The following is a 21,666-nucleotide window of genomic DNA, read 5'->3' on the forward strand; positions in this document are numbered from 1 at the left end:
ATGAAAAAACTGTTACTCGCGGCTTCGGTTGCATTGCTTGCTGCATGTTCAGCACCACAACAACCGCAACTGAACCTAATGCCTGAAAGCACCTTGAGCACCAATCCTATTGTACAAGGCAAAACATACAGCTTGACCAGCAAAGACGTGCGCGCAGCGCAGTACGTAGCTTTGGTTGATAATGGTCGTTCAAACATTCTACCGCTTCATGCGAAACAAAACTTACGCATTGCATTAGAAGAAGCTTTAGAGAAACAGTTCTCATCTCAAGGTTTCCACTCTGATTTAAACAGCAACAACGCAATTGAACTGAATGTTCAAGAAGCGCTAGTGAACGTCAAACATTCCGTGATGGAAAACCAAATGGATGCCAAAGTGATACTAGAGATCACAGCAGAAACACCACAAGGCAAATTGGTGAAAACCTATACAGGTACTGCAAAACGCTCTGGCACTTTAAGTGCTTCAGATTCTGATATTGAAGAAACACTGAATGATGTAGTGACGTTAACGCTTAAAGAAATTGCCAACGACCCAGAGCTTCGTCAGTACATGCAGGAGCGTTTCTAATGTTACGCAAAGCGATTCTTTCTTTAGCATTACTTAGCTGCAGTGTTTGGGCAGGGCCAAAAGTGGCGTTTGAAACAACGTTAGGTTCATTTACCGTCGAGCTGAATGAAGAAAAAGCGCCAATCACAGTGGCTAACTTTCTGAAATATGTAGAAGACGGCAGCTACGAAGGTACGATTTTCCATCGTATTATCCCAGGATTCATGGCACAAGGTGGCGGCTTTAACCAAGACATGCAGATGGTAAAAACATACGCGCCAATCAAAAACGAAGGAAATAATGGTCTGAACAATGACCGCGCAACCATCGCAATGGCACGCACTAATGCACCAGACTCTGCAACTCGCCAATTCTTCGTCAACCTCGTCGACAATGACTTCCTAAACTATGGTGCTCGTCCACCGGGTTATGCGGTATTTGGTGAGGTGACTGAAGGATTCGACGTTATCGAAAAAATGGCACAGCAGCCGACCACTACAGTAGGTCGAATGCGTGATGTACCTGAGACGCAAATCGTCATTACTAAAGCAACGCTACTCAAATAGCCAAATCCATAAGCCCTTTGAATATTCGAAGGGCTTTCTCGTTCCATGGCTTCATTTTATTGGATTGATTTATGTCTTCATTACCTTCCATCACTTGGTTGGAAACGGTAAAAAGTTACCTTGATAAGCGACTCATGTGGGTTTTCATGTTGGGCTGTTCTAGCGGCTTTCCATGGGTACTTATCGGCTCAAACATGTCTGGTTGGCTAAAAGACGCTGGCTTGACCCTTTCCGCAATCGGCTATTTTGGTAGTGTCTTTGCGGTCTATGCGATCAACTTTCTGTGGGCTCCCTTGGTCGACCGAGTGAAGTTACCGCTGTTGTATCCTCTGCTTGGACAAAGACGCAGTTGGATCTTTTTCTGTCAAAGCATTGTGCTGGTTGCCACACTATTCATTGCAGGGGTCAATCCTGCGGAAAATCTCATTTTCGCCTCTCTGCTCGCCTTGTGTATTGCAACGGCATCGGCAACACAAGACATCGCCATCGACGCTTTCCGAATTGATACTTTTCCAAAATCGGAAGAATCTAAGTTGCCACAAGCTTCGGCTATGGCAGTCATCGGATGGTGGACAGGCTACTCATTGCCGGGATACTTGGCGTTTGTTAATGCCGATACTATCGGCTGGAACGGTGTGTATTACGGTATGGCAGCCGTTGTTGTGGTACTCATGGTGTTCACTTTGTTAGTGGGCGAACCAGTCACACAACGTGAAAAGCTCCAATCCGAAGCGGAACAAAGACACAAAGAAGTCGTCGGTTCAAAACTTGTGGCGTGGTTTACGGTCACCGTTGTTGAGCCTTTCCTCGATTTCTTCAACCGCAATGGTGTTCGCGTCGCGATAACCCTGTTGCTGTTTGTCTTCTTATTTAAGATTGGCGAAGCATTCCTGGGCCGCATGTCGATTGCTTTCTACAAAGACATTGGCTTTAGCAACGAACAAATTGGCTACTACTCGAAGTTGATCGGATGGGGAGCCACCATCTTCTTTACTCTCGTTGGCAGTATGTTCAATGTGAAGTTTGGTATCGTGCGCGGTTTGATGATTGGCGGCATTGCTATGTCAGCGAGTAACTTGATGTTTGCTTGGATAGCGTCTGTTGGCCCTAGCGAGCATCTGTATTTAGCGACCATCATCGTTGATAACTTTACGACGGCATTTTCTACCGTGGCCTTTGTCTCGTTTCTGACTCTCTTAACCGGGCAAGCGTTCTCTGCCACTCAATATGCATTGCTTGCGTCGCTAGGAAACTTTGGACGAACCACGCTAGCGTCATTCAGCGGTGAATTGGTTGACTACCTAAATGACTGGAGCACGTTTTTTATTCTCACAGCCGTAATGGTGGTCCCAAGCTTGATCATGTTGTATTCACTGCGTCATTACTTTACGGATCTTTTGGAAAAAGCGCGGCATAAGCACTAACGACCGCAAATTTGCTCAAAAGTAAGAATAATAAACCACCGCACAATACGGTGGTTTTTTTCTATACAAAACGCGGCATTCGAAGCTTACGGGTAAAGCCCTTTGCCGAACAAATTGAAGATTCGTGCAACACCTTGCGTGAAAATCATTGGCTCAGTGAGTACCGTTAAACACAAACAGTCTTCACCTTCCTGAGTAAAGGGGCTGTGTTTGACTGAGGCATCTCGTATCATCAAGTCGCCTTCTTCATACTGCCCGTCTTCATCGCTAAATCCACCATGCAGAACCAGTGTGGATTCCAACCCTCTGTGCGTGTGTTGTGGGATTTGTACATTTTCGCCGATGTACATCAGACTCACTCGAGCATCTTCACCCAAATCAATTTGTGCACTAAAAACCTTCCCACCGTAGCTTCGCCACGATCCCACCAAATCAGAAAAGCGCACTAACGTTTTTGGAAGCTCGAAGCTTTTACCTGCAACATTGACGAAAGCTGTATCTTGAATCACCACATTGTCGTTCACAGGTTCTGCGTTAATAATGTCGTTCAACATGTCATCAAACTCAGGTGAATACTCTGATGGACTTTCGCTCACTGTATTTGCTTGACTTGCTTCTACTTGGTTTACATACGCTCGGCACTTTGAGCACGTCTCTAAATGTGTGGCGACCACAAGACCAGAAACCGCATCAATGCTGCCCGAAGCGTATGCTTCTAACAAGTTGTTATCTGGATGTTTGTTCATAGTTGCTCCGTATGCATTGAGTGCCTTAACTTTTCTACTGCGAGTCTTAACCGAGACTTCACCGTGCCTAGTGGTATGTCAAAAAGTTCCGCTACTTGCTGATGTGGCAGTTCTTCGAGATAAACCGCTTGCAATACGTCTCTCTGATTTTTAGGCAAAATATCAAGAAACTTCACCACCTGTTCCTTCAACATGTCTTGTTCTGGAGAATAATGATCAACCAAATCTGGCGGATAATATTCCGATGGCCAAATGTCATCAGAATGGATGTGAAGCTCTTTACCCTTTTGTTTTCTGAGTAAGTCAAAACACAAGTTGCGGATAATCGTGTATATCCACGTCGATAACGCACTCTTCTTTCCATCGTAAAGATGAGCTTTTTGCCAGACCGTTGCCATGGTTTCTTGAACCATTTCCATAGCAACTTGCTCATTACCAACGTGCTTGTAGGCAAACTGTTTTAGCTTGGGTGCATAAAAACGGAATACGAACGCAAAAGCCTCTCTATCTTTGGCTTTTACTTTATCCATGTAAGCGTTCCATTCATTTCGCCCCAATTTTTGTGGGCTATCACTCATCATAATCAGCCTTTACTATAGGGAGGCTCTCACCTCCCTTCTTCCTAATCGGTGATGTCATCAACGAGAAGATTGAAGCCACCATTGTTTCCGTCATCAATAGCAACCACTTGGTAGACAACACCATTCATTAAGTCTACTGGTAGCGAATCGATCGCGACCGCGTCAGGGTTGCCTGCGACGGTGACAGTTACGTAGTAAGTGCCTGCTGCAACATACAATCCTTTCGCACTTTCTTTATACGCAAAGTTTGTGATGGTTGGATCACTGCCCTCTATCCCTACTGACGTTGTGAGGTAGATATCAACCATCTCTGCTACTGGGTTAGCTGCCGCATGAGTCACGTTTAACGTCGCACTGGTTGCAACCGCTCTTCTCATGTCTTCACCATTAAAGACTCTATCGCAATAAAAGGGCTTACAACTCCGACAGCATATACGCTGTCATCTTTCCCGCCATCAACCCTTAGTCCATCAACATCAATTATCGGATGACTCGTAGTGCCATCGACAAGATGCCCGACTCGAATTTAGCTTGGTTTCCTGTGATTTCAATTATAGAAGAGGAGGAACCATCAAGAACGAGGTGCTTAACTGGTAAAGAGCTACTTGAATCACCAGTATTAATAGCAGCAATGGTCAAATTGGAGTTAGCAGAAAGCACGACTGCACCCGAATCAAAAACAACGGAGTCGCCCACGATTAATCTAACTTGATAGTCTCCTGCTAGAATGTTCGATTGTGTCAGTGTCTGATGAACCACAAGCGGCTAAACCTAAAGCCATTGCCAATATTGCAGCGGCTCTGCTCAGACTCAGCTCAATCCTTTCATTTCCTTGCCTCTTTGTTTGAAGGGGCTTCTATGGCTTCTGTCAGAAATTGCAACGCAGGAATACAGTCCTCTGCGCCAACGAGCTGTTCGAACAGATTGCAGTCTAAAGGAAGTAATTCAAGCCAGCGCTGGGTAACCCAAGCTGAGTCATCGTAAAAACGATGCTGGTAAAGGTTTCCAAGTTGCGGAAACTCTTCATAAATATGGGATAACTGCTGGCTTAAATAGAAAAAATCTGGTGAGTTGTCTGGATGTTGCCAATTGTCTAACCAATCGACTTCGGCGTGTCGTAATCCATCAGCGTCAGCGCGTACACGTTTCACTGTAAAACGTTTTTCGCCAACGACGGTGATACCAAGAAGCCCATCACTAAGCGTTTCGAAATCAACCATCTTGACCAAAGTGCCGATCGAAGAAACATTTCCCACCGCTTTTGGATCACCATCACTGCCCACAAGGCAAACACCAAACCCCACATTTTGCAGACTACACTCTTTCACCATACGCTTATATCTAGGTTCAAAAATACGCAGATTCATCTTGCCTTCGGGTAGTACAACCGAGGTGAGCGGGAATAACATGACTTCTTTCATTCAAACGTCCTCTTTGGTTCTCCGATTCATACGAACGCCTTATCACTCGGATCACTAACGATTTGTGTTGGTTAATCGACTGGCTTAAAAAGTCATAAAATCGCTTACGCAAACGATCTAAATCACATATTTATTGCAAGCTAATGCAACAAACAAAAAGTTCCGTAAATAAAGATAAGTTCGTGACACACCTCACTAAAAACGTTCATTTTTGCACCCTTTATCACTTTCATTTGCGATTTTTATCGCTATTATTCCCGCCAATTGGAAAGCGCAGCACAGATTGCGTGTTCTGAATCATTACAAACATAGAGAGTCCCCTTATGCGTAAATCACTTCTAGCTCTTAGCCTTCTAGCGGCTACATCAGCTCCAGTATTGGCTGCAGATTACTCTGACGGCGATATCCACAAAAACGATTACAAGTGGATGCAATTTAACCTAATGGGTGCATTCAACGAGAAAGGTTATGCTGAATCTTCTCATGATTACCTAGAGATGGAATTCGGCGGTCGCTCTGGTATTTTCGATCTTTACGGTTACGTTGACGTATTCAACCTAGCTTCTGACCCAGGCAGCGACAAAGCTGGCGGCGAGAAAATCTTCATGAAATTCGCACCACGTATGTCTCTAGACGCGCTAACTGGTAAAGACCTATCTTTCGGTCCTGTTCAAGAGCTATACGTTTCTACTCTAATGGAGTGGGGCGGTAACTCTGACGTTAACTCTCAAAAAATCGGTCTAGGTTCTGACGTGATGGTACCTTGGTTAGGCAAAATCGGCCTAAACCTATACGGTACTTACGATGGCAACAAGAAAGATTGGAACGGTTTCCAAGTTTCTACTAACTGGTTCAAACCATTCTTCTTCTTCGAGAACGGTTCATTCATTTCTTACCAAGGTTACATCGATTACCAATTCGGTATGGATGACGACAAAGGTAACAAGTTCAACACTACAGCGTCTAACGGCGGTGCAATGTTCAACGGTATCTACTGGCACTCTGACCGCTTTGCAGTTGGTTACGGTCTAAAACTTTACAAAGACGTGTACGGTTTCAAAGACGGCGAAGCTCTACCATGGGGTCACAAACCAGAATCTTCTGGTGCAGGTCACTACGTAGCAGTAACTTACAAGTTCTAATTGAACCGATAAGTTTCCTCAAAAATGGCGCCAATTGGCGCCATTTTTATTTGCTTTCCTCTCTCCCCTCATTATCCTTGCAGCAAACCTTTTTACCGAGAGCGTTTGGTGAATATTCTCATTTTAGGTCCGGGGGCCATTGGCTCACTGTGGGCAACAAAATTTCAATTGGCAGGACACCAAGTATCAGTGTGGGGCAGAACGTCTGAGCCGCAACACTCCCTTACGCTTGATGACTCACCTGCAATGGAGTTTCCTAACCAACATATTCCCTCTTTACAACAAGCGGATTTGATTTTGGTCACGGTGAAAGCGTGGCAAGTGATCACTGCACTCAAACCTCTTATTGAGCACATTCATCGCGATGCCATTGTTATGCTTATGCACAATGGTATGGGTACGGCCGAGCAGGTAGAAGAGATGCTATCCGCAAATCCCGTCGTTATCGCAACCACAACCCATGGTGCTTATAAGCCGAATAAAGAACTCGTAATGCACACGGGGCAAGGCATCACTCAAGTTGGCGGCTTTAATGCATCTGGCGCTCAATGCCAGTTTTTGCAAGATGTTATGCAGCACGCTTTACCAGAAGTTGTTTGGAACCCAAACATCAATGCCGCATTGTGGACCAAACTCGCCATAAACTGTGCAATCAACCCGCTTACAGCATTGCATCAATGTAAAAATGGCGATCTTGCACACGGTGATTTTCAAGACACCTTGAAAATCATCACGAAAGAACTTGTCGAAGTGATGAATAAGGAAGACATTGCGACGCAGTTCGACGTACTTTTCGAGACCATTATGCAAGTGGTGCGGGCAACGTCTGAGAACTATTCTTCAATGAGGCAAGATGTGTTTCATCAGCGCCCGACCGAAATTGATTTTATCACTGGGTACTTGCTAAAAGCGGCAGAGAAACATCGCATCAACACGCCTGAGAATTTAGAACTTTACCAACGCATCAAACAAATAGAACAAAGCTGGACAGAAGAATGAGTAAGAAAATCTTAGTGCCAATCGCTCCGGGCACCGAAGAAATGGAAGCCGTCACCGTTATCGACTTGATGGTTCGCGCGGGTTATGACGTTACAGTTGCAAGTGCTGCATTTGATGGTGCACTGACTATGAAAGCCTCTCGCGGTGTAACACTGACCGCGGATTGCAAATTGGTCGATATTGCTGACGACGAGTTTGATGCCATTGTATTATCTGGCGGTGTTGGCGGAGCAGAAACTTTCCGCGACAGTACCGTCATGATTGAAATCCTCAAACAGCACATGTACGAGGGTAAACTGGTGGCGGCAATTTGTGCAGCTCCTGCTTTGGTTTTGCAACACCACAACCTGTATCCAGATGCGTTGATGACATGTCATCCAAGCTTCCAATCTCATATTCCTGAAGACAAATGGCGAGCTAAACGTGTCACCATGGATGTGAATCACAACCTACTGACAAGTCAGGGACCAGGAACCGCACTTGAGTTCGCAATGGAAATCATTATCAAACTTTCCGGTAAAGAGCATGGATGGATGGTCGCAGAACCGCTAGTCACTATCCCAACACTGCATTATCACGAATTTGGTGAAGAGTAATGTTTGACGTAAACGCTGTACGCGAACAGTTCCCGGCCCTAAATCAAGACGTAAACCAATCGCCTTTAGTTTACCTTGATAGCGCAGCAACAACACAAAAGCCACAGTGCGTGATCGATGTGATTAGCCGTTACTATAGTGCACAAAATGCTAACGTGCATCGTGGTAGCCACAGTTTGACAGCAAACGCGACTAGCCAGTTTGAAGCCGCTCGCGAAGCCGTAGCAACGTTTATTGGTGCAAACAGCTCTAAAGAAATCATTTGGACGCGAGGTGCAACCGAAGCACTTAACTTAATTGCGCAAACTTACGCTCGCAGCACCTTACAACCGGGCGATGAGATCTTGATTAGCGAGATGGAACACCACGCCAACATCGTGCCGTGGCAAATTGTGGCCGAACAAACTGGCGCGAAAATAGTGAAAGTGCCAATGACCCCCGAGTGCCAGTTTGCCTTGCAGGCGTTTGAGCAGCTGATTTCTGAGCGATGCAAAATCGTCGCGTGCGCACAAATAACCAACGTAACAGGCACACGCCAACCTATCGAAAAGATCACCGAGCTAGCGCACAGCGTTGGTGCGGTAGTTGTAGTTGATGGTGCACAAGGCATCGTGCATGAGCAGCTAGATTTATCGGCATCAGATATCGATTTTTACGTTTTCTCAGGTCACAAGCTGTATGCGCCAGCAGGTATTGGTGTTCTATACGGCAAACTAGAGTTGTTAGAAGCTATGCCACCATGGCACGGCGGCGGCAAAATGGTTGAACGCGTTTCTTTCGAGAAAACGACCTTTTCAGCACTTCCTGGCAAATTTGAAGCGGGAACACCAAACGTAGCGGGCGCGATTGCTTTAGCGAAAGCCATTGAGTGGTACCAAGGCTTTGACCATCACGAAGTCGAGGATCATCTCCATGTGCTTCAGGATAAGGCCTACCGAGCACTAAACGCGTTGGATGGCATCCATATTCTAGGCTATCAACCGAATGCCTCTGTACTGACGTTCGTAATGGACGGCGTTCATCACCAAGACATGGCGACGCTGCTCGATCAACAAGGCATTGCGGTACGAGCAGGACACCATTGCGCTCACCCATTGATGGATGCGCTAAACGTCAAAGGAACGGTACGCGTTTCTTTTGGTATTTATAACACGGCAGAAGATGTGGATAGGCTCATCGCCGCCGTAGAGAAAGCCGTCGACATGTTATAACGCCAACCTTTCGACTTGGAGTAACCAACAAGGTTACTCCATCTGCCTATCCAGAGTCGCCACGCAATTTCTGCCATTTTTTTTCGCAGCATAAAGCGCTTTATCTGCATGCGCATACAAGCGTTTGGTGGTTTCATTTCTGCCTATTTTGACCACGCCTACGCTCACCGTGACCGGAATTTCAATCTTTTCAAATTCAAACTGGCAATTTTGAATATGGGAACGTACTTCCTCTCCCACTTCTTTCGCCGCCGATAAAGAGGTTTCTGGCAGGATAATCGCAAACTCCTCCCCTCCGACTCTTGCAAAAATCTCGTCTTTAACCAACAAGTGAGAAACCAAATCGGCTAATGTCTCTAAGACATAATCTCCCGCATCGTGGCCACGTTTATCATTGATAACTTTAAAAAAATCCAAATCAAACAATAATAGAGCAGATTGGTAGTCAGGAGTTTGGGATTTAATGACTTCTTCTGTGAGCTTTTCGAAAAAAACACGTCGATTGTAGATGTTTGTGAGAGCGTCAATTTGGCTTTGGTGGCGAAGAAGGGTTTCGACTCGGTGGCGGTTGGAAATGTTGCGGGTAAGAATGAGAACAACGCGACGACCTTGATAGTTTATAGTGAGCGGACAGATTTTCCCTTCGTAATAGAGGTCGCCTTTTGGCCCACTGTTCGCATCTATTCCCTGAATGCTGTCGGCGCACATCTTGTACTCGATCGTCACAATACTGTCTTGATTGAGTGACCGATTGATCTGTTCGATAAACCAGTCGGCTTGCTCTTTCTCAAGTACGCTGTGCAGCGTCTTACCTATCAAATTGCTTCCATCGTGATAGGCTTTTTTGTCTGTTCCTCCAAAAACATCAATATAGATACCATCTTCACTCAAAATAAAAGTGGGGTCAGGCATTCCGGATAACACGTCTTGCGCATGTTCCAAGGTGAATTGCATACAGGGAGGTTCCTAGCGTTTGTATCTAAGTAACCCAATCGCCTCCAAATGTGTTTCAACATTGGGGAATAGAAGCGAATGGGGCATATGTCTATTATCTAATATAGACAAATTTTAAATACAATTGAGTCTATAAAAACCAAGTGGGCAATATAATGAATCTGGATCAATAGAAAGGTCAATTAAAGTCAAAATAGTCGACTATTTGCATGTTTTTTATTCACACGCGAAAAACGTCTCAACTCAGATACAAAAAACGCCAAACAGCTAAGCTATTCGGCGTTTTTTAAAAATTGGGGAAATGGCTCATTACACGGCAGTGTGCTTAATCTGCTCAACAATAGCTTTCAGGCCATTACCACGTGATGGGCTTAAATGCGCGATGAGTCCCAGCTGCTCAAAATAATCATCAATATCAAACGCTTGAATTTGATCGGCCGTTTTACCGTCATAAGCCGCCATCACCAACGCAATTAATCCGCGCACAATGCGCGCATCGGAATCTGCACAAAAATGCCACACGCCATTTTGCGCTTGGCTCACTAACCACACCAAGCTTTCGCAACCCGATACTGTAACTTGTTCTGATTTCAGCCCTTCTGGCATTTGTGGCAGCTTTTTACCCCACTGAATGACCTGACGGTAACGATCTTCCCAGCCTTTAAATTGCTGCATCGTTGCGACAATATCTTCGCTGGTGATTTCTGTTCCAAATGGAGATGCAGGAAAATCGATCATAATATGCCCTTCTGTTTGATGCTTTTTGGCTGAACTACTTCTTGTGTTTTTGAATCAGCTTCTCAACAATTCGCGATACCGCAACAAAGCCAAACGTCGCGGTTACGACAGTTGCCGCACCAAATCCGCTAGCACAATCCATGCGTTTTGGACCTTCCGCTGTCGACTTCACACCGCACACTGAACCGTCTGCTTGAGGATACTTCAGCTGCTCGGTTGAAAACACGCAATCAATACCAAACTTACGAGCCGGATTCTTAGGGAAGTTATGATGACGACGCAAAGTGTCTTTGATTTTCTTCGCTAAAGGATCTTGAATCGTTTTCGTTAAATCAGCGACCATGATCTGCGTTGGATCGACCTGACCACCAGCGCCACCCGTGGTAATCACTTTGATCTTGTTGCTGCGGCAATACGCCAGCAAAGACGCCTTCGCTTTTACGCTGTCAATCGCATCCAACACGTAATCAAACTCTTTACTTAAGTACTCATGTTGATTGTCTGGCGTAATGAAATCATCAATCAGATTAACTTTACACTCCGGGTTGATCAACTTGACGCGCTCGGCCATCACTTCAATTTTACTTTGACCAACGGTACCCGTCATCGCATGAATTTGGCGGTTAATGTTCGTGACACAAACATCATCCATATCAATCAGAGTCAGCTCACCGATCCCCGTACGAGCCAGCGCTTCCACCGCCCATGAACCTACACCACCAATACCAATCACACAAACGTGTGCAGCGCGAAGAATGTCCACTTCACTATTGCCGTAAAGACGGCGTGTGCCGCCAAAGCGTTGGTTGTAGCTGTCAGATGCAGGGGTATCGAGTTCACGCATATTGAAGTCCAGATGATCGATAGAAAAACAAAGAGTGCGATTTATACGCACTCTTTGATGAAATGTCTAGATAAGAGGGGGTTCCTCTTTCTTGGATGGCTATTGTAGCTTTTCTGGCGGTAAAGCCCAAGGCGCTTGAGTTGGTGAGTTTTCCAACCCAAGTTTCCACACTCGACCAAAATGCTTGTAGTGCCCAGCTTCTGTCCCTGCTCTCGCACCAATGCCATGATACAGATCCAAATGGTTTTGTTTTACCGCACCACCTGTGTCTAACACGATCAGCATGCGCAGTTGGTGAGCGCCGCTCCAAGTACCATCGGCATTCAACAACGGCACTTCCGCCAAGATTGGCGTGCCCATTGGTAAGATAGAACGATCGCCCGCGACAGCGGCCATTGGCAACAACGGAATACCAGCCGAGCCTGTTACAGGCGCTTCCGCTTTTGGTGCAAAGAAAACGTAAGAAGGATTTTGCTCCAACAGCTCGCGCACTGTCGCATCGTCGTTGTCCATCACCCACTCTTTAATCGCTTTGAGGGACATTTTTTCACGCGGCACTTCACCACGTTCAATCAAAATGCGGCCAATGCTGACGTAAGCTTTGTTGTTTTTCCCTGCGTACGCAAAGTATTCCAACGTATCATCATCTTCAAAATGCACATAGCCACTGCCCTGCACTTCCATCATAAACGGGTCAATACGATTTGGCGCATAACCAAGCACTAAACCTTGGCCATCTAATGCCCCATTGTAGATCTCCGCGCGAGTCGGACAATCTGATGTGCAGTTCGGCTTACCGTAAACTGGGTACTTAAAAATGTCGTTTGGTGTATGACGAAGCTCCATCACGGGAGAAAAGTATCCGGTAAACAACACATTACCTTTTTTATCACCACCACCCAATTGCGCAGCTTGAATGCCAAACGCACTCAACGCGCTGGTGTCTCCGCTTTGCTGCGCCCACTCACTCAGTCTTTGGTAAAGCGGTTGGTAAATCTTCGCCATGGATGGTGACTTCATCACCACTTGCTCAGCTTGCTTATTAAACTCAGTAAAATCGCGTGGTTTGTTGGACTCAACTACATCCACTTTATTTAGGATCTGAGGGAACTCACCATCGAGATATTGCTGAGCGCGATCATTTTGTTGAGCACAACCAAATAGCAGACTCAAAGAAATAATAGGAAGGAGTTTTTTTAACACGTGATTTTTCCGTAAAAAAGAATAGCAAAAGGATGGCAAACAAATGCAAACGACGCAATTGAAAAGCGACGACAAAATGTTTCAACACTAAGCCAATCCGTTTACTTGTTGTTAAATCATCCATTTCGGGACGAACAACATGATAACAGGAGAATATTTACGAAATTGTCCAGACAATGTCTGAACTGATGTGGATATAAAGAAGATAGGAATGTTGAGCACTCGCGCAATGGCGAATGCTCAAATAGAAAACACAATATTTAACGAATGGCGATGCCAGCGTGCCCTTCAAGACGAAAGACCGGAAGATAGTGCGCCCGCGCATCCAACTTCATTTCTGTATGTTGTTTTCCGACAAAATCAAAATGGCGCACGGTCGAACCGACTTTGTATGAGAACGAATCGCCATCAAATTCAAAATCGGTTGCAATGGTCGAGCCATTAACGGTCACGCCCCTTTCACTAAGCACAAACTCTTCCCTCGAGTAAGGCGCTACATCTTGCTCAACCCAGCGGCCATAAATTATTGATTTAGAGATGGGAGGGTTAATGTACCGAGTGATCAAATCGCCATACAGCATACAAACAATGACCGTACCCAGCACTGCCATTAGCATGAGAGAACGTTCCGCCCACTTGCGAAGTGACGATTTTGTGGATGAATTAGACTCGTTTTGAGCAGTGATCGCAGCATTCTTATTTACAACTGAAGACATGAGGTTCACTTATTTGAAATAGACGCGCGTATTGTAACCTCCATAACCAAACTGGACAAAGCACCGTACTCCAGATGTTTGTGCTTTATTCCAAAAAATTGCCTTGCCATTAATTGAATAAAAAGACATTATTTAAGCATAAATAAACACAAGGAATGGCAGTAGTGAAAATTCGTAGTACCGCTCTCGTAAAAGGATTCCGCCAATCAACCCCTTACGTCAACGCTCACCGTGGGAAGACTATGGTGATCATGCTGGGAGGTGAAGCGGTCGCCCATAATAATTTTGGCAATATAATCAATGACATTGCTTTGATGCACAGTTTAGGCATCAAAGTCGTTGTCGTTTATGGCGCTCGTCCGCAAATCAATCAATTACTTGAAAAACAAGACCTTACTACGCCATACCACAAAAACATCCGAATTACCGACGAAGCAGCACTATCGGTAGTTATGCAAGCTGCTGGGCAGCTTCAACTAGCCATTACCGCACGCCTTTCAATGAGCTTAAACAACACCCCAATGGCTGGCACACAACTGAATGTAGTCAGTGGCAACTTTGTCATTGCACAGCCACTTGGCGTAGATGACGGTGTCGATTACTGCCACAGTGGACGCATTCGCCGCATTGACACCGACGCGATTAATCGCACGCTCGACCAAGGCTCTATTGTGCTACTTGGCCCCATTGCGAGCTCCGTGACTGGCGAATGTTTTAACTTACTTTCTGAAGAAGTCGCGACGCAACTGGCGATCAAATTAGGCGCAGACAAACTGATTGGTTTCTGCTCAGAACAAGGCGTGATTGACGACAATGGCAATGCCGTCGCAGAGTTGCTGCCTATCGAGGCAGAGCACGTCATCAAAACGCTTTCAGAAAACCACGCTTCAGATTCCGATTACAACACGGGCACTTTGCGTTTCCTCAAAGGTTCCATCGCCGCTTGTCGCGCTGGCGTCCCACGTAGCCATCTCATCAGCTACAAAGTAGATGGAGCTTTGATTCAGGAGTTGTTCTCGTTTGACGGTATCGGAACTCAAGTCGTCATGGCAAGCGCAGAGCAAGTTCGTCAAGCTGGTATTGATGACATCGGCGGCATTTTGGAATTGATTCATCCATTAGAAGAACAAGGCATTTTGGTCAGGCGTTCGAGAGAACAGCTAGAGCAAGAGATTGGTAAATTCACCATCATTGAAAAAGATGGCTTAATCATCGGATGCGCGGCTTTATACCCATATTCTGAAGAACGAAAAGCTGAAATGGCCTGTGTTGCTATTCACCCAGACTATCGGGATGGCAACCGAGGTTTGTTGCTGCTGAACTACATGAAGCATCGTTCAAAATCAGAAAACATCAACCAGATTTTTGTCCTTACCACCCACAGTCTGCATTGGTTTAGAGAGCAAGGATTCTACGAAGTTGGAGTCGATTACTTGCCAGGAGCCAAACAAGGGTTGTACAACTTTCAGCGTAAGTCCAAAATCTTAGCGTTAGACTTATAAACAAACTCAACATAATTAACAGATGCGTTCTGAATCCTCAATCCGAGATTTGGAACGCCATGCTCCGACTCTCTCAACAATAAATCCATGTATCATAAGCAGTAATACTATTAATTTAGATATGCAAAGCATTACATTGATTTTAGTTCCATTTTTACCTTTTCAATATACACACTGTTGGCTATACTCTGCGCGCTAGTGATTGGTTTTTAACCAATGCAAATGGATCTAGGTGATGATACGTAGCCTTCACCCTAAAATGCTGGGCAGTCGATAACTAGTTAGCCCGCATTGCACACCAAGGACAGTTGTTAATCTGACTTTCAATAAGCCGAGACGAGCACTGTTATGAGAACAATCATTTGTAATTCGCTTCAAAGTTTCTGGGATATGGCTGACAATCAGTTTTTAGAAGGCCTAGATGTTCACTGTGTTTTTCCGGTGAATGACGCCATTCGAGACTTTATCCTTACTTATCAACAGCAATACAAAATACGCAGCGTGTCGTTTACCGATGCCTTTGCACAACGTACATAAAAGAAGACCGAGCCATAAGCTCGGTCTTCTTGTTTTAGTTAGTAAGCCGCTGTACTAGCCCACTCGCGCGAGTCGTTTTCACCTTAATGCCTCGCTTCAGAACATTGAGTTCGGCATAAAGAGCTAAACGCTTCTTCGCGCGGGTAATGCCTGTGTAAATCAACTCACGGGTTAATATCGGGCTAAAGTCTGGAGGCAAAATCATCAGGGTGTAATCAAATTCACTGCCTTGCGATTTATGGATGGTCATGGCGTAAGCCGTTTCATGTTCAGGTACTCGGCTTGGCAAGACCGATTTCACACTGCCGTCAGGTAACTCGAAAAAGACTTTCAAACGCGGTTCTTCTTCAGTGTCATCTCGCATGCAAATACCGATATCACCGTTATACAAACCTAAACCATGATCATTACGCGTAACCATGACGGGTCTGCCGTGATACCAAATTTCATCCTGAACTTGAATGAACTTGCGCGCCGCGAGCGCTTTCTCTATGCGTTGGTTTAGCCCAGCCACACCAAAGTCACCTTCACGAATTGCGCACAATAATCGGCATTGGTTGAAAGTATCTAACACCGCTTTGGCTTTGTGAGTTAGCGACTCTGGCTCTCCGGTTTCAGGATTAGTTTCCTGTTGTCCAATGCGTTTGAGGTAACGACCGTATTCCTGCACCAACGTCTGCATCATTTGGTTGTAATGTTGACTACTTAGCGCGAAATGTTCGATATCGGAAAAGTCACGCGCCCAGACGTTATCTACGCTCGCAGCAGAACCGGAGTTAACCGCTTTTGCCAACTGACCAATGCCTGAGCGAGCATCAAATCGGTAACTCTTTTGCAGCATACATAAACTATCAGCAATGCTAGATGCACTGTTACCTGTATGGGCTAAAGTATCGAACCCCGTCAGTTTTGCGATGGCTGACGCCTGCTCTTTGCCATAACCCAATGCATGGAACGAACAGATATCACCCAACACAGCCCCTGCTTCAACTGAGGCAAGTTGGTCTTTATCACCTAACAAAATCAGCCGCGCATGTTTCGGTAAGGCATCGACCACTTTGTACATCATTGGTAAATCGACCATCGACGCTTCGTCGATAACCAAAATATCCAAATGCAGTGGATTTTGCTTGTTGTGACGAAATTCTGCGCTATTAGGAATCGCGCCCAGCAACCTATGTAAGGTACTCGATTCAGTCGGAATTTTAGCTTTTAGCTCCGGAGAAACTGGCAGTTCTTGCACTGCTTTACCAATGGACTCGGTTAATCGCGCCGCCGCTTTCCCCGTCGGGGCCACCAGCTTGATGGTTAGATTTTTCTCGTGCGTCGCCTGTTCAATCAAAGCAGCAAGCAATTTGGTTACTGTCGTCGTTTTACCCGTACCTGGGCCACCAGAAATCACAGCAAATCGACGAGTTAACGCAACCGCCGCCGCGACTTTTTGCCAGTTCACACAAGCTGAAAGTGGCACCAGCTCATCCAGTGTTTGCAAATCTTGAACCTTGCGCGCATTGCTAAGCACGGAATCAATGGCGTACCAATCCAACGATTCGCTTGCGACCACATCAAGGTGGTCACACACCAATTGTTGACGCAACACTTGGTTGCTGCTTCCCGCTTCTACTGCTTTATCCAACGCGTTAAACAGAAAATGGTATTGGCGTGCAAACAAATGGTTGAGCAACTCGGATAATCGCGCTAACTCTTGCGGCTGCAAGTTCACTACAGCACCCAACTGATTAAGCTTTTCCGCCAGTGTCACTTCATAATGCCAATAGCGGTGCAGATACAGACGCTCGCCATCGAACATCAGCGGTAAGGCTTCTCCTTGCGCGCCGACCACGGTGGAATTTTTTAATACTTGAATCCAGTCTATGCCTTGCAACTGTGTGTTGAGCACCAATGCCGACTCACCAAACAGCCCTAGCTTACTGGCTAAATCCGTAGATTGCCCTTGTGCATCGAACAGAGGCAGACAGATATGTCCTTTGCCGAGCTCACTACTGACAACACCCGCGATAAACGCCAGTGCTTGGCTATCCGACTGTTCATCATGCGTTTGAGAATCAATAAAACAGGCGAATTGGTAGTCGAGCTGACGAATAGCACCTTTGTACGCCAAGCGTTCCAACACTACCAATAGGCTATCTTGGTCAGAATGAAGATTGTGATTTGTCGTCATTAAAGTAGCTCCATCTGCCCGGCTTGAGTTGAGCGCGTTTCAAGTGCTTGACCATCAATCAAACGATCCATCTCTTGCAAGAACTCGAAAGTTGGTTTCGCGGCAAAAATGCCGTGGTCACTCTGCCCATCCATGCCGCGCAAGAACAAGTAATACACGCCACCGAAGTGCTGCTCATATTGATAATTCGCCAATCGGCTGCGTAGGAAACGATGCAGTGCTAACGCATAAATCTGATACTGCAAATCGTAGCGGTGATCCGCCATCGCCGATTTCAGAGCCTCACCATGGTAGCTCGTCACATCGTCGCCAAGATGATTCGATTTCCAGTCAAGCACGTAGTATTTACCTTGATGTTCAAACACCAAGTCGATAAAACCTTTGAGCATGCCTTGCACGGTTTGGAAACCTAAATCCCCCGCTTTCGCCGACAACGGATCGTGACGTTGAATGACTCGGTTTAACGCCGGTGCAGACAAAACTTCAATCGGCAGCAAAAATTCCATCTCCACCAAAAGTTGCGACGGTGCTTTTTGATTCAGCAGCAAAGACTTACCATCCAACGGCGTTGCGAGTACGGTATCAATCAATTGCTGTAAAATGGGTAACCACTCTTCATCAAGCTGTTCGCTTTCCATCAAACCAAGGATGATTTGTGTATTCTCTTCCGTCGTGGCTGGCTGAGTAAATTCAATTTCCTCAAACAGGCTGTGCAGGAACGTACCCGGACGCGCACCGCGAGGGAAGGTAAAAATAGAACGCTCTGGCTCCACCAAATCCGCTTCGTCTTGCTCTTCAGATGAGTCGATATCAAAACCCGTAATCTCAATCGTGGCATCATGCTCGGCGTGATGAGAGCCTTGCTTGACCAAGCCAGAATAACTGGTGATGCGCCAGTTTCTGTCGATAGGGTTTTGCAGCTCTTTCGCGCTAAGATCGTGTATTTCTTCTTGTGGCGCTACGTACTTGTCTTCGAGTTGCTGCGGCGGATCGGCCACAACGACACAATCAAGCTCGTCTTGTTGCTTTGCTAAACCTTGGTACAAATCGTTAATGCCACCTTCTTGACCATTTTGGATCAAATAGCCAATCGCACTGCGGTGTACGCCGGTTGGCTCTTTGGTCGAACGGCCATTGCGTAAAGGTGAGGCACCGATAAAACACGCATACACAGCACGCGTTAACGCCACGTATATCAAGCGTAAGTCTTCCGCCAAACGCTCTTTATCCGCTTGCTTCATGGACGCATCGTTGCCTGTGATATCCAGTACCGTGCGGTCATTGGCTGCATCGTAATATTTGGCTTCGCTGGCTTCTCGATAGCTGAACACAAACGGCAGAAATACGAGGTCATACTCCAAGCCTTTTGATTTGTGAATAGTTACGATCTGCACTAAGTTACGTTCCGATTCTAAACGTTGGATTTGGTCATCACTGCCACCCAAACCGTTTTCCGCATCACTGATGGACTGAGCGAGCCAACGCAGCAGACCGTGGTCGCTATCCAGTTCATTACTGGCTTGTTGAAGCAGTTCACCGATGTGCATTAAATCGGTAAGTACTCGCTCACCATTCTCACCCTGTGAACTCGCACCTTCTTCTAGTAATCGCTCGGCAATATGGCGTTTGCTGATCACCGCGCGCAACATCGGCAGCACACCACTTTGAACCCAAAGTTTGCGATATTCTTTGAATTCGTTTACGGCGTTTTCCCACACAACTTCATCGTTATTAAGTGCATCCAAACTTGCTGCGTCGAGGGCAAACAGTTCAGAAGCAAGACTTGCACGCAGCGCACGGTCATTTTCTGGCGTCAGCACCGCTTGCAGCAGGCGCTGTAAATCCTGCGCCACTGAACTGGTAAACACACTGTCTCGGTTAGACAGGTACACGCTGGCAATGCCTTGAACAGCCAACGCTTGTTTGATCATTCGACCTTCGCTACCTGTTCGAACCAATACCGCGATATCGCCCGCTTGAACCGCTTTCTGTTTTTCGCCATTCACCAGACACGCTTGCCCCTGTTGAGCCTGCGTCAAAATAGTTTGGATTTGGCTTGCGGTCGCCTCTGCCATTCGAGTCAAATACTCGCCTTTTGGTAGCGGTTTATCGTCCGCTTCTTGCAACCAATAAGTCAGCGCCGGTTGTTTTTGGCCACCCATAGTCCAAATGCGTTTTTCGGCATTGGGACTGTACTTAACGGGTAAGAACGGAATATCTGAATCATAGATAAATGGACTGTCTGGCAAAGCAAATACTTGGTTTACCGCCTGCACCATATCTGCGCTAGAACGCCAGTTGGTTCCTAACGTATAGTGGGCACTTACTTGGTTACGCGCTTTGATATAAGTGAAAATGTCTGCGCCACGAAAGCCATAAATCGCCTGCTTGGGGTCACCGATCATAAACAAACCACATTCCGGGTTGTTCAGATAAATACGGCTGAAAATACTGTATTGAAGCGGGTCGGTGTCTTGGAACTCGTCAATCATTGCGACGGGATACAAAGTACGAATACGCGCCGCTAAAAGCTCGCTTTCGTCCGTATCGATAGAAGCAGAAAGTTGCGTCAGCAAATCATCGAAAGAGAGCCACTGTTTTTGATTTTTCGCGTTGGCCAGCATTGCACGACAATGCTCAATCGCATGAGCAAGCAGTGGCGCTTTTAAGCTGATTGGATTGGCAAGAAATGTTTCAATGGCTTCAAATACCGCATGCTGCGGCGCACTGCCTTTCGGTGTTTTTTCCAACAAGACGTTTTGCGCGAATTTCTCCAGCTTGTCTGGATAATCGTAACCTGTGGTTTCCGTTGCTGCCCAAGCGTTTACCGCCTCCAACCACGTCGGCAGAGACTTTTTGGTGTAGCTGCGTTTGTTAATATCTGAATCTGAAATCAGCGTGAAGAAGTCATCTTGGCTTTCTCGCCACTGTGCTTTTAATTCATCAATTTTTTTCAAATTTTCAGTATGAAGATCAGCCAAACTGCCTTTCATTGCAGGAACGGAAAGGCTTAACGGTGCACCAGTTAAGTAATTGCTGATGTCAGACAACAACGCAGATGGAGAGCCCCATAGCTGGCGGATTTCTCCCGCCAAAGTAAATGGCAATGGGTAGAAATTGCGGCGCCAGTAATCGGCTACAACTTGCGCTTTTAGGTGGCTTTCATCGGTCACAAACTCGTTATTAAATCGGCTGCCAGATTCAAACGCATTTTGCGTTAGCATACGTTGGCAAAAACCGTGAATGGTGTAGACCGCCGCCTCGTCCATCTGACGCTCTGCCTGCAATAAAATTTCTGCGGCTTGCTTGTGATCGTCAAACTCATTAAGCAAAGGTTGGATCACCGGATCGGAACTCTGTCCACGCGCAAACGCGATTCGCGCGTCATGGATCCTTGCCCTGATACGATCGCGCAATTCCGCTGTTGCCGCTTCGGTAAAGGTTACAACCAGAATTTGGTCGACCGTAAGCGGTACGCGATGTCGAGTTTCCGCGCTGCCGTGACCAAGCAAAAGGCGCAGATATAAACCTGCAATAGTGAAGGTTTTACCTGTACCTGCTGATGCCTCGATTAACCTCGCACCATGCAGAGGAAACGTCATCGGTTCTAGTGGCGTTGGTTGAGGTTGCTCTGTGCGGTCTAACGTATGTAGAGGACACTCTGCACCTGACATTTGATCCATAACGCTGAATCTCTCCGGATTATTTACTAGGACGTATCACCTAATAAATGTGATCTATAGTTAAAAATTCTA

General features: G+C 46.1%; 19 protein-coding genes and 1 pseudogene. 9 read left to right on the forward strand and 11 right to left on the reverse strand.

The window, feature by feature from the left end; genetic code table 11:
* The 3 genes from ACF8OV_RS01290 (at nt 1) to ACF8OV_RS01300 (ending at nt 2,539) form a co-directional block, all read left to right on the forward strand.
* The gene (locus tag ACF8OV_RS01290; RefSeq protein WP_005456550.1) at nt 1–570 is read left to right on the forward strand and encodes a YajG family lipoprotein; all 570 of its coding nucleotides are present in this window, start codon (nt 1–3) and stop codon (nt 568–570) included.
* Nucleotides 570–1,115, forward strand: a complete 546-nt coding sequence (locus tag ACF8OV_RS01295; RefSeq protein ID WP_005456634.1) for a peptidylprolyl isomerase — start codon at nt 570–572, stop codon at nt 1,113–1,115. Before ACF8OV_RS01290 ends, ACF8OV_RS01295 begins: the two co-directional genes overlap by 1 nt.
* Nucleotides 1,116–1,186: 71 nt before the next feature.
* A complete protein-coding gene (locus ACF8OV_RS01300) occupies nt 1,187–2,539 on the forward strand; it encodes an AmpG family muropeptide MFS transporter (protein ID WP_029838206.1) in 1,353 nt (450 codons plus the stop codon).
* Between the two features lie 86 nt (nt 2,540–2,625).
* Here ACF8OV_RS01300 and ACF8OV_RS01305 read toward each other — a convergent pair whose 3' ends face one another.
* The 4 genes and pseudogenes from ACF8OV_RS01305 to ACF8OV_RS01320 form a co-directional block, all read right to left on the reverse strand.
* Nucleotides 2,626–3,285 carry a ChrR family anti-sigma-E factor gene (locus tag ACF8OV_RS01305; RefSeq protein WP_023584115.1) on the reverse strand — a complete coding sequence of 220 codons (660 nt, stop codon included), beginning with the start codon at nt 3,283–3,285 and terminating at the stop codon, nt 2,626–2,628.
* Complete coding sequence (locus ACF8OV_RS01310) at nt 3,282–3,866, reverse strand: RNA polymerase sigma factor (protein WP_005456530.1); 585 nt, start codon at nt 3,864–3,866, stop codon at nt 3,282–3,284. The genes ACF8OV_RS01305 and ACF8OV_RS01310 overlap by 4 nt, the downstream gene beginning before the upstream one ends.
* Nucleotides 3,867–3,907: 41 nt before the next feature.
* Nucleotides 3,908–4,598: pseudogene (locus ACF8OV_RS01315) on the reverse strand (2-dehydropantoate 2-reductase); the annotation flags it as partial.
* A 92-nt stretch (nt 4,599–4,690) separates the two neighbouring features.
* Nucleotides 4,691–5,287 carry an LON peptidase substrate-binding domain-containing protein gene (locus ACF8OV_RS01320; RefSeq protein WP_141180343.1) on the reverse strand — a complete coding sequence of 199 codons (597 nt, stop codon included), beginning with the start codon at nt 5,285–5,287 and terminating at the stop codon, nt 4,691–4,693.
* Nucleotides 5,288–5,610: 323 nt separating this feature from the next.
* On the opposite strand from ACF8OV_RS01320, the gene ACF8OV_RS01325 reads away from it, so the two are divergent.
* The 4 genes from ACF8OV_RS01325 (at nt 5,611) to csdA (ending at nt 9,235) form a co-directional block, all read left to right on the forward strand.
* Nucleotides 5,611–6,429, forward strand: a complete 819-nt coding sequence (locus ACF8OV_RS01325; protein WP_005456639.1) for an outer membrane protein OmpK — start codon at nt 5,611–5,613, stop codon at nt 6,427–6,429.
* A 108-nt stretch (nt 6,430–6,537) separates the two neighbouring features.
* On the forward strand, nt 6,538–7,428 hold the full coding sequence (gene panE / locus ACF8OV_RS01330) for a 2-dehydropantoate 2-reductase (RefSeq protein WP_169592976.1): 891 nt from the start codon (nt 6,538–6,540) through the stop codon (nt 7,426–7,428).
* Nucleotides 7,425–8,024, forward strand: coding sequence for a DJ-1 family glyoxalase III (locus tag ACF8OV_RS01335; RefSeq protein WP_005456692.1), 600 nt, complete (start codon nt 7,425–7,427; stop codon nt 8,022–8,024). The genes panE and ACF8OV_RS01335 overlap by 4 nt, the downstream gene beginning before the upstream one ends.
* Entirely contained in the window at nt 8,024–9,235 is a 1,212-nt protein-coding gene (csdA, locus tag ACF8OV_RS01340) for a cysteine desulfurase CsdA (RefSeq protein WP_141180345.1), read from the forward strand. The genes ACF8OV_RS01335 and csdA overlap by 1 nt, the downstream gene beginning before the upstream one ends.
* A 33-nt stretch (nt 9,236–9,268) precedes the next feature.
* Here csdA and ACF8OV_RS01345 read toward each other — a convergent pair whose 3' ends face one another.
* The 5 genes from ACF8OV_RS01345 to ACF8OV_RS01365 all read right to left on the reverse strand — a co-directional run bounded on the left by ACF8OV_RS01345 (nt 9,269) and on the right by ACF8OV_RS01365 (nt 13,690).
* Entirely contained in the window at nt 9,269–10,189 is a 921-nt protein-coding gene (locus ACF8OV_RS01345) for a sensor domain-containing diguanylate cyclase (protein ID WP_025606080.1), read from the reverse strand.
* Between the two features lie 309 nt (nt 10,190–10,498).
* Entirely contained in the window at nt 10,499–10,927 is a 429-nt protein-coding gene (gene csdE, locus ACF8OV_RS01350) for a cysteine desulfurase sulfur acceptor subunit CsdE (RefSeq protein ID WP_141180346.1), read from the reverse strand.
* A gap of 34 nt (nt 10,928–10,961) precedes the next feature.
* The gene (gene tcdA / locus ACF8OV_RS01355; RefSeq protein WP_005484934.1) at nt 10,962–11,771 is read right to left on the reverse strand and encodes a tRNA cyclic N6-threonylcarbamoyladenosine(37) synthase TcdA; all 810 of its coding nucleotides are present in this window, start codon (nt 11,769–11,771) and stop codon (nt 10,962–10,964) included.
* Between the two features lie 99 nt (nt 11,772–11,870).
* On the reverse strand, nt 11,871–12,974 hold the full coding sequence (mltA, locus tag ACF8OV_RS01360) for a murein transglycosylase A (protein WP_005456533.1): 1,104 nt from the start codon (nt 12,972–12,974) through the stop codon (nt 11,871–11,873).
* 260 nt (nt 12,975–13,234) lie between these two features.
* Nucleotides 13,235–13,690, reverse strand: a complete 456-nt coding sequence (locus ACF8OV_RS01365) for a DUF2850 domain-containing protein (protein ID WP_029806246.1) — start codon at nt 13,688–13,690, stop codon at nt 13,235–13,237.
* A gap of 164 nt (nt 13,691–13,854) precedes the next feature.
* Here ACF8OV_RS01365 and argA point away from each other — a divergent pair, with 164 nt between their 5' ends.
* Nucleotides 13,855–15,192 carry an amino-acid N-acetyltransferase gene (argA, locus tag ACF8OV_RS01370; RefSeq protein WP_005482311.1) on the forward strand — a complete coding sequence of 446 codons (1,338 nt, stop codon included), beginning with the start codon at nt 13,855–13,857 and terminating at the stop codon, nt 15,190–15,192.
* A gap of 348 nt (nt 15,193–15,540) precedes the next feature.
* Nucleotides 15,541–15,729 (forward strand): hypothetical protein, encoded by a 189-nt coding sequence (locus ACF8OV_RS01375; RefSeq protein WP_011106047.1) that lies wholly within the window; start codon nt 15,541–15,543, stop codon nt 15,727–15,729.
* A 34-nt stretch (nt 15,730–15,763) separates the two neighbouring features.
* Here the strand turns inward: ACF8OV_RS01375 and recD are convergent, their stop codons facing one another.
* Together recD and recB are read right to left on the reverse strand one after the other, a co-directional pair.
* The gene (gene recD / locus ACF8OV_RS01380; RefSeq protein WP_141180347.1) at nt 15,764–17,911 is read right to left on the reverse strand and encodes an exodeoxyribonuclease V subunit alpha; all 2,148 of its coding nucleotides are present in this window, start codon (nt 17,909–17,911) and stop codon (nt 15,764–15,766) included.
* Nucleotides 17,911–21,585 (reverse strand): exodeoxyribonuclease V subunit beta, encoded by a 3,675-nt coding sequence (recB, locus tag ACF8OV_RS01385; RefSeq protein WP_169566835.1) that lies wholly within the window; start codon nt 21,583–21,585, stop codon nt 17,911–17,913. The genes recD and recB overlap by 1 nt, the downstream gene beginning before the upstream one ends.
* Nucleotides 21,586–21,666: the final 81 nt, after the last annotated feature.

It is taken from the genome of Vibrio sp. GLN_1 (genome assembly GCF_043106015.1).
GTDB classification, from domain to species: Bacteria; Pseudomonadota; Gammaproteobacteria; order Enterobacterales; family Vibrionaceae; genus Vibrio; species Vibrio parahaemolyticus.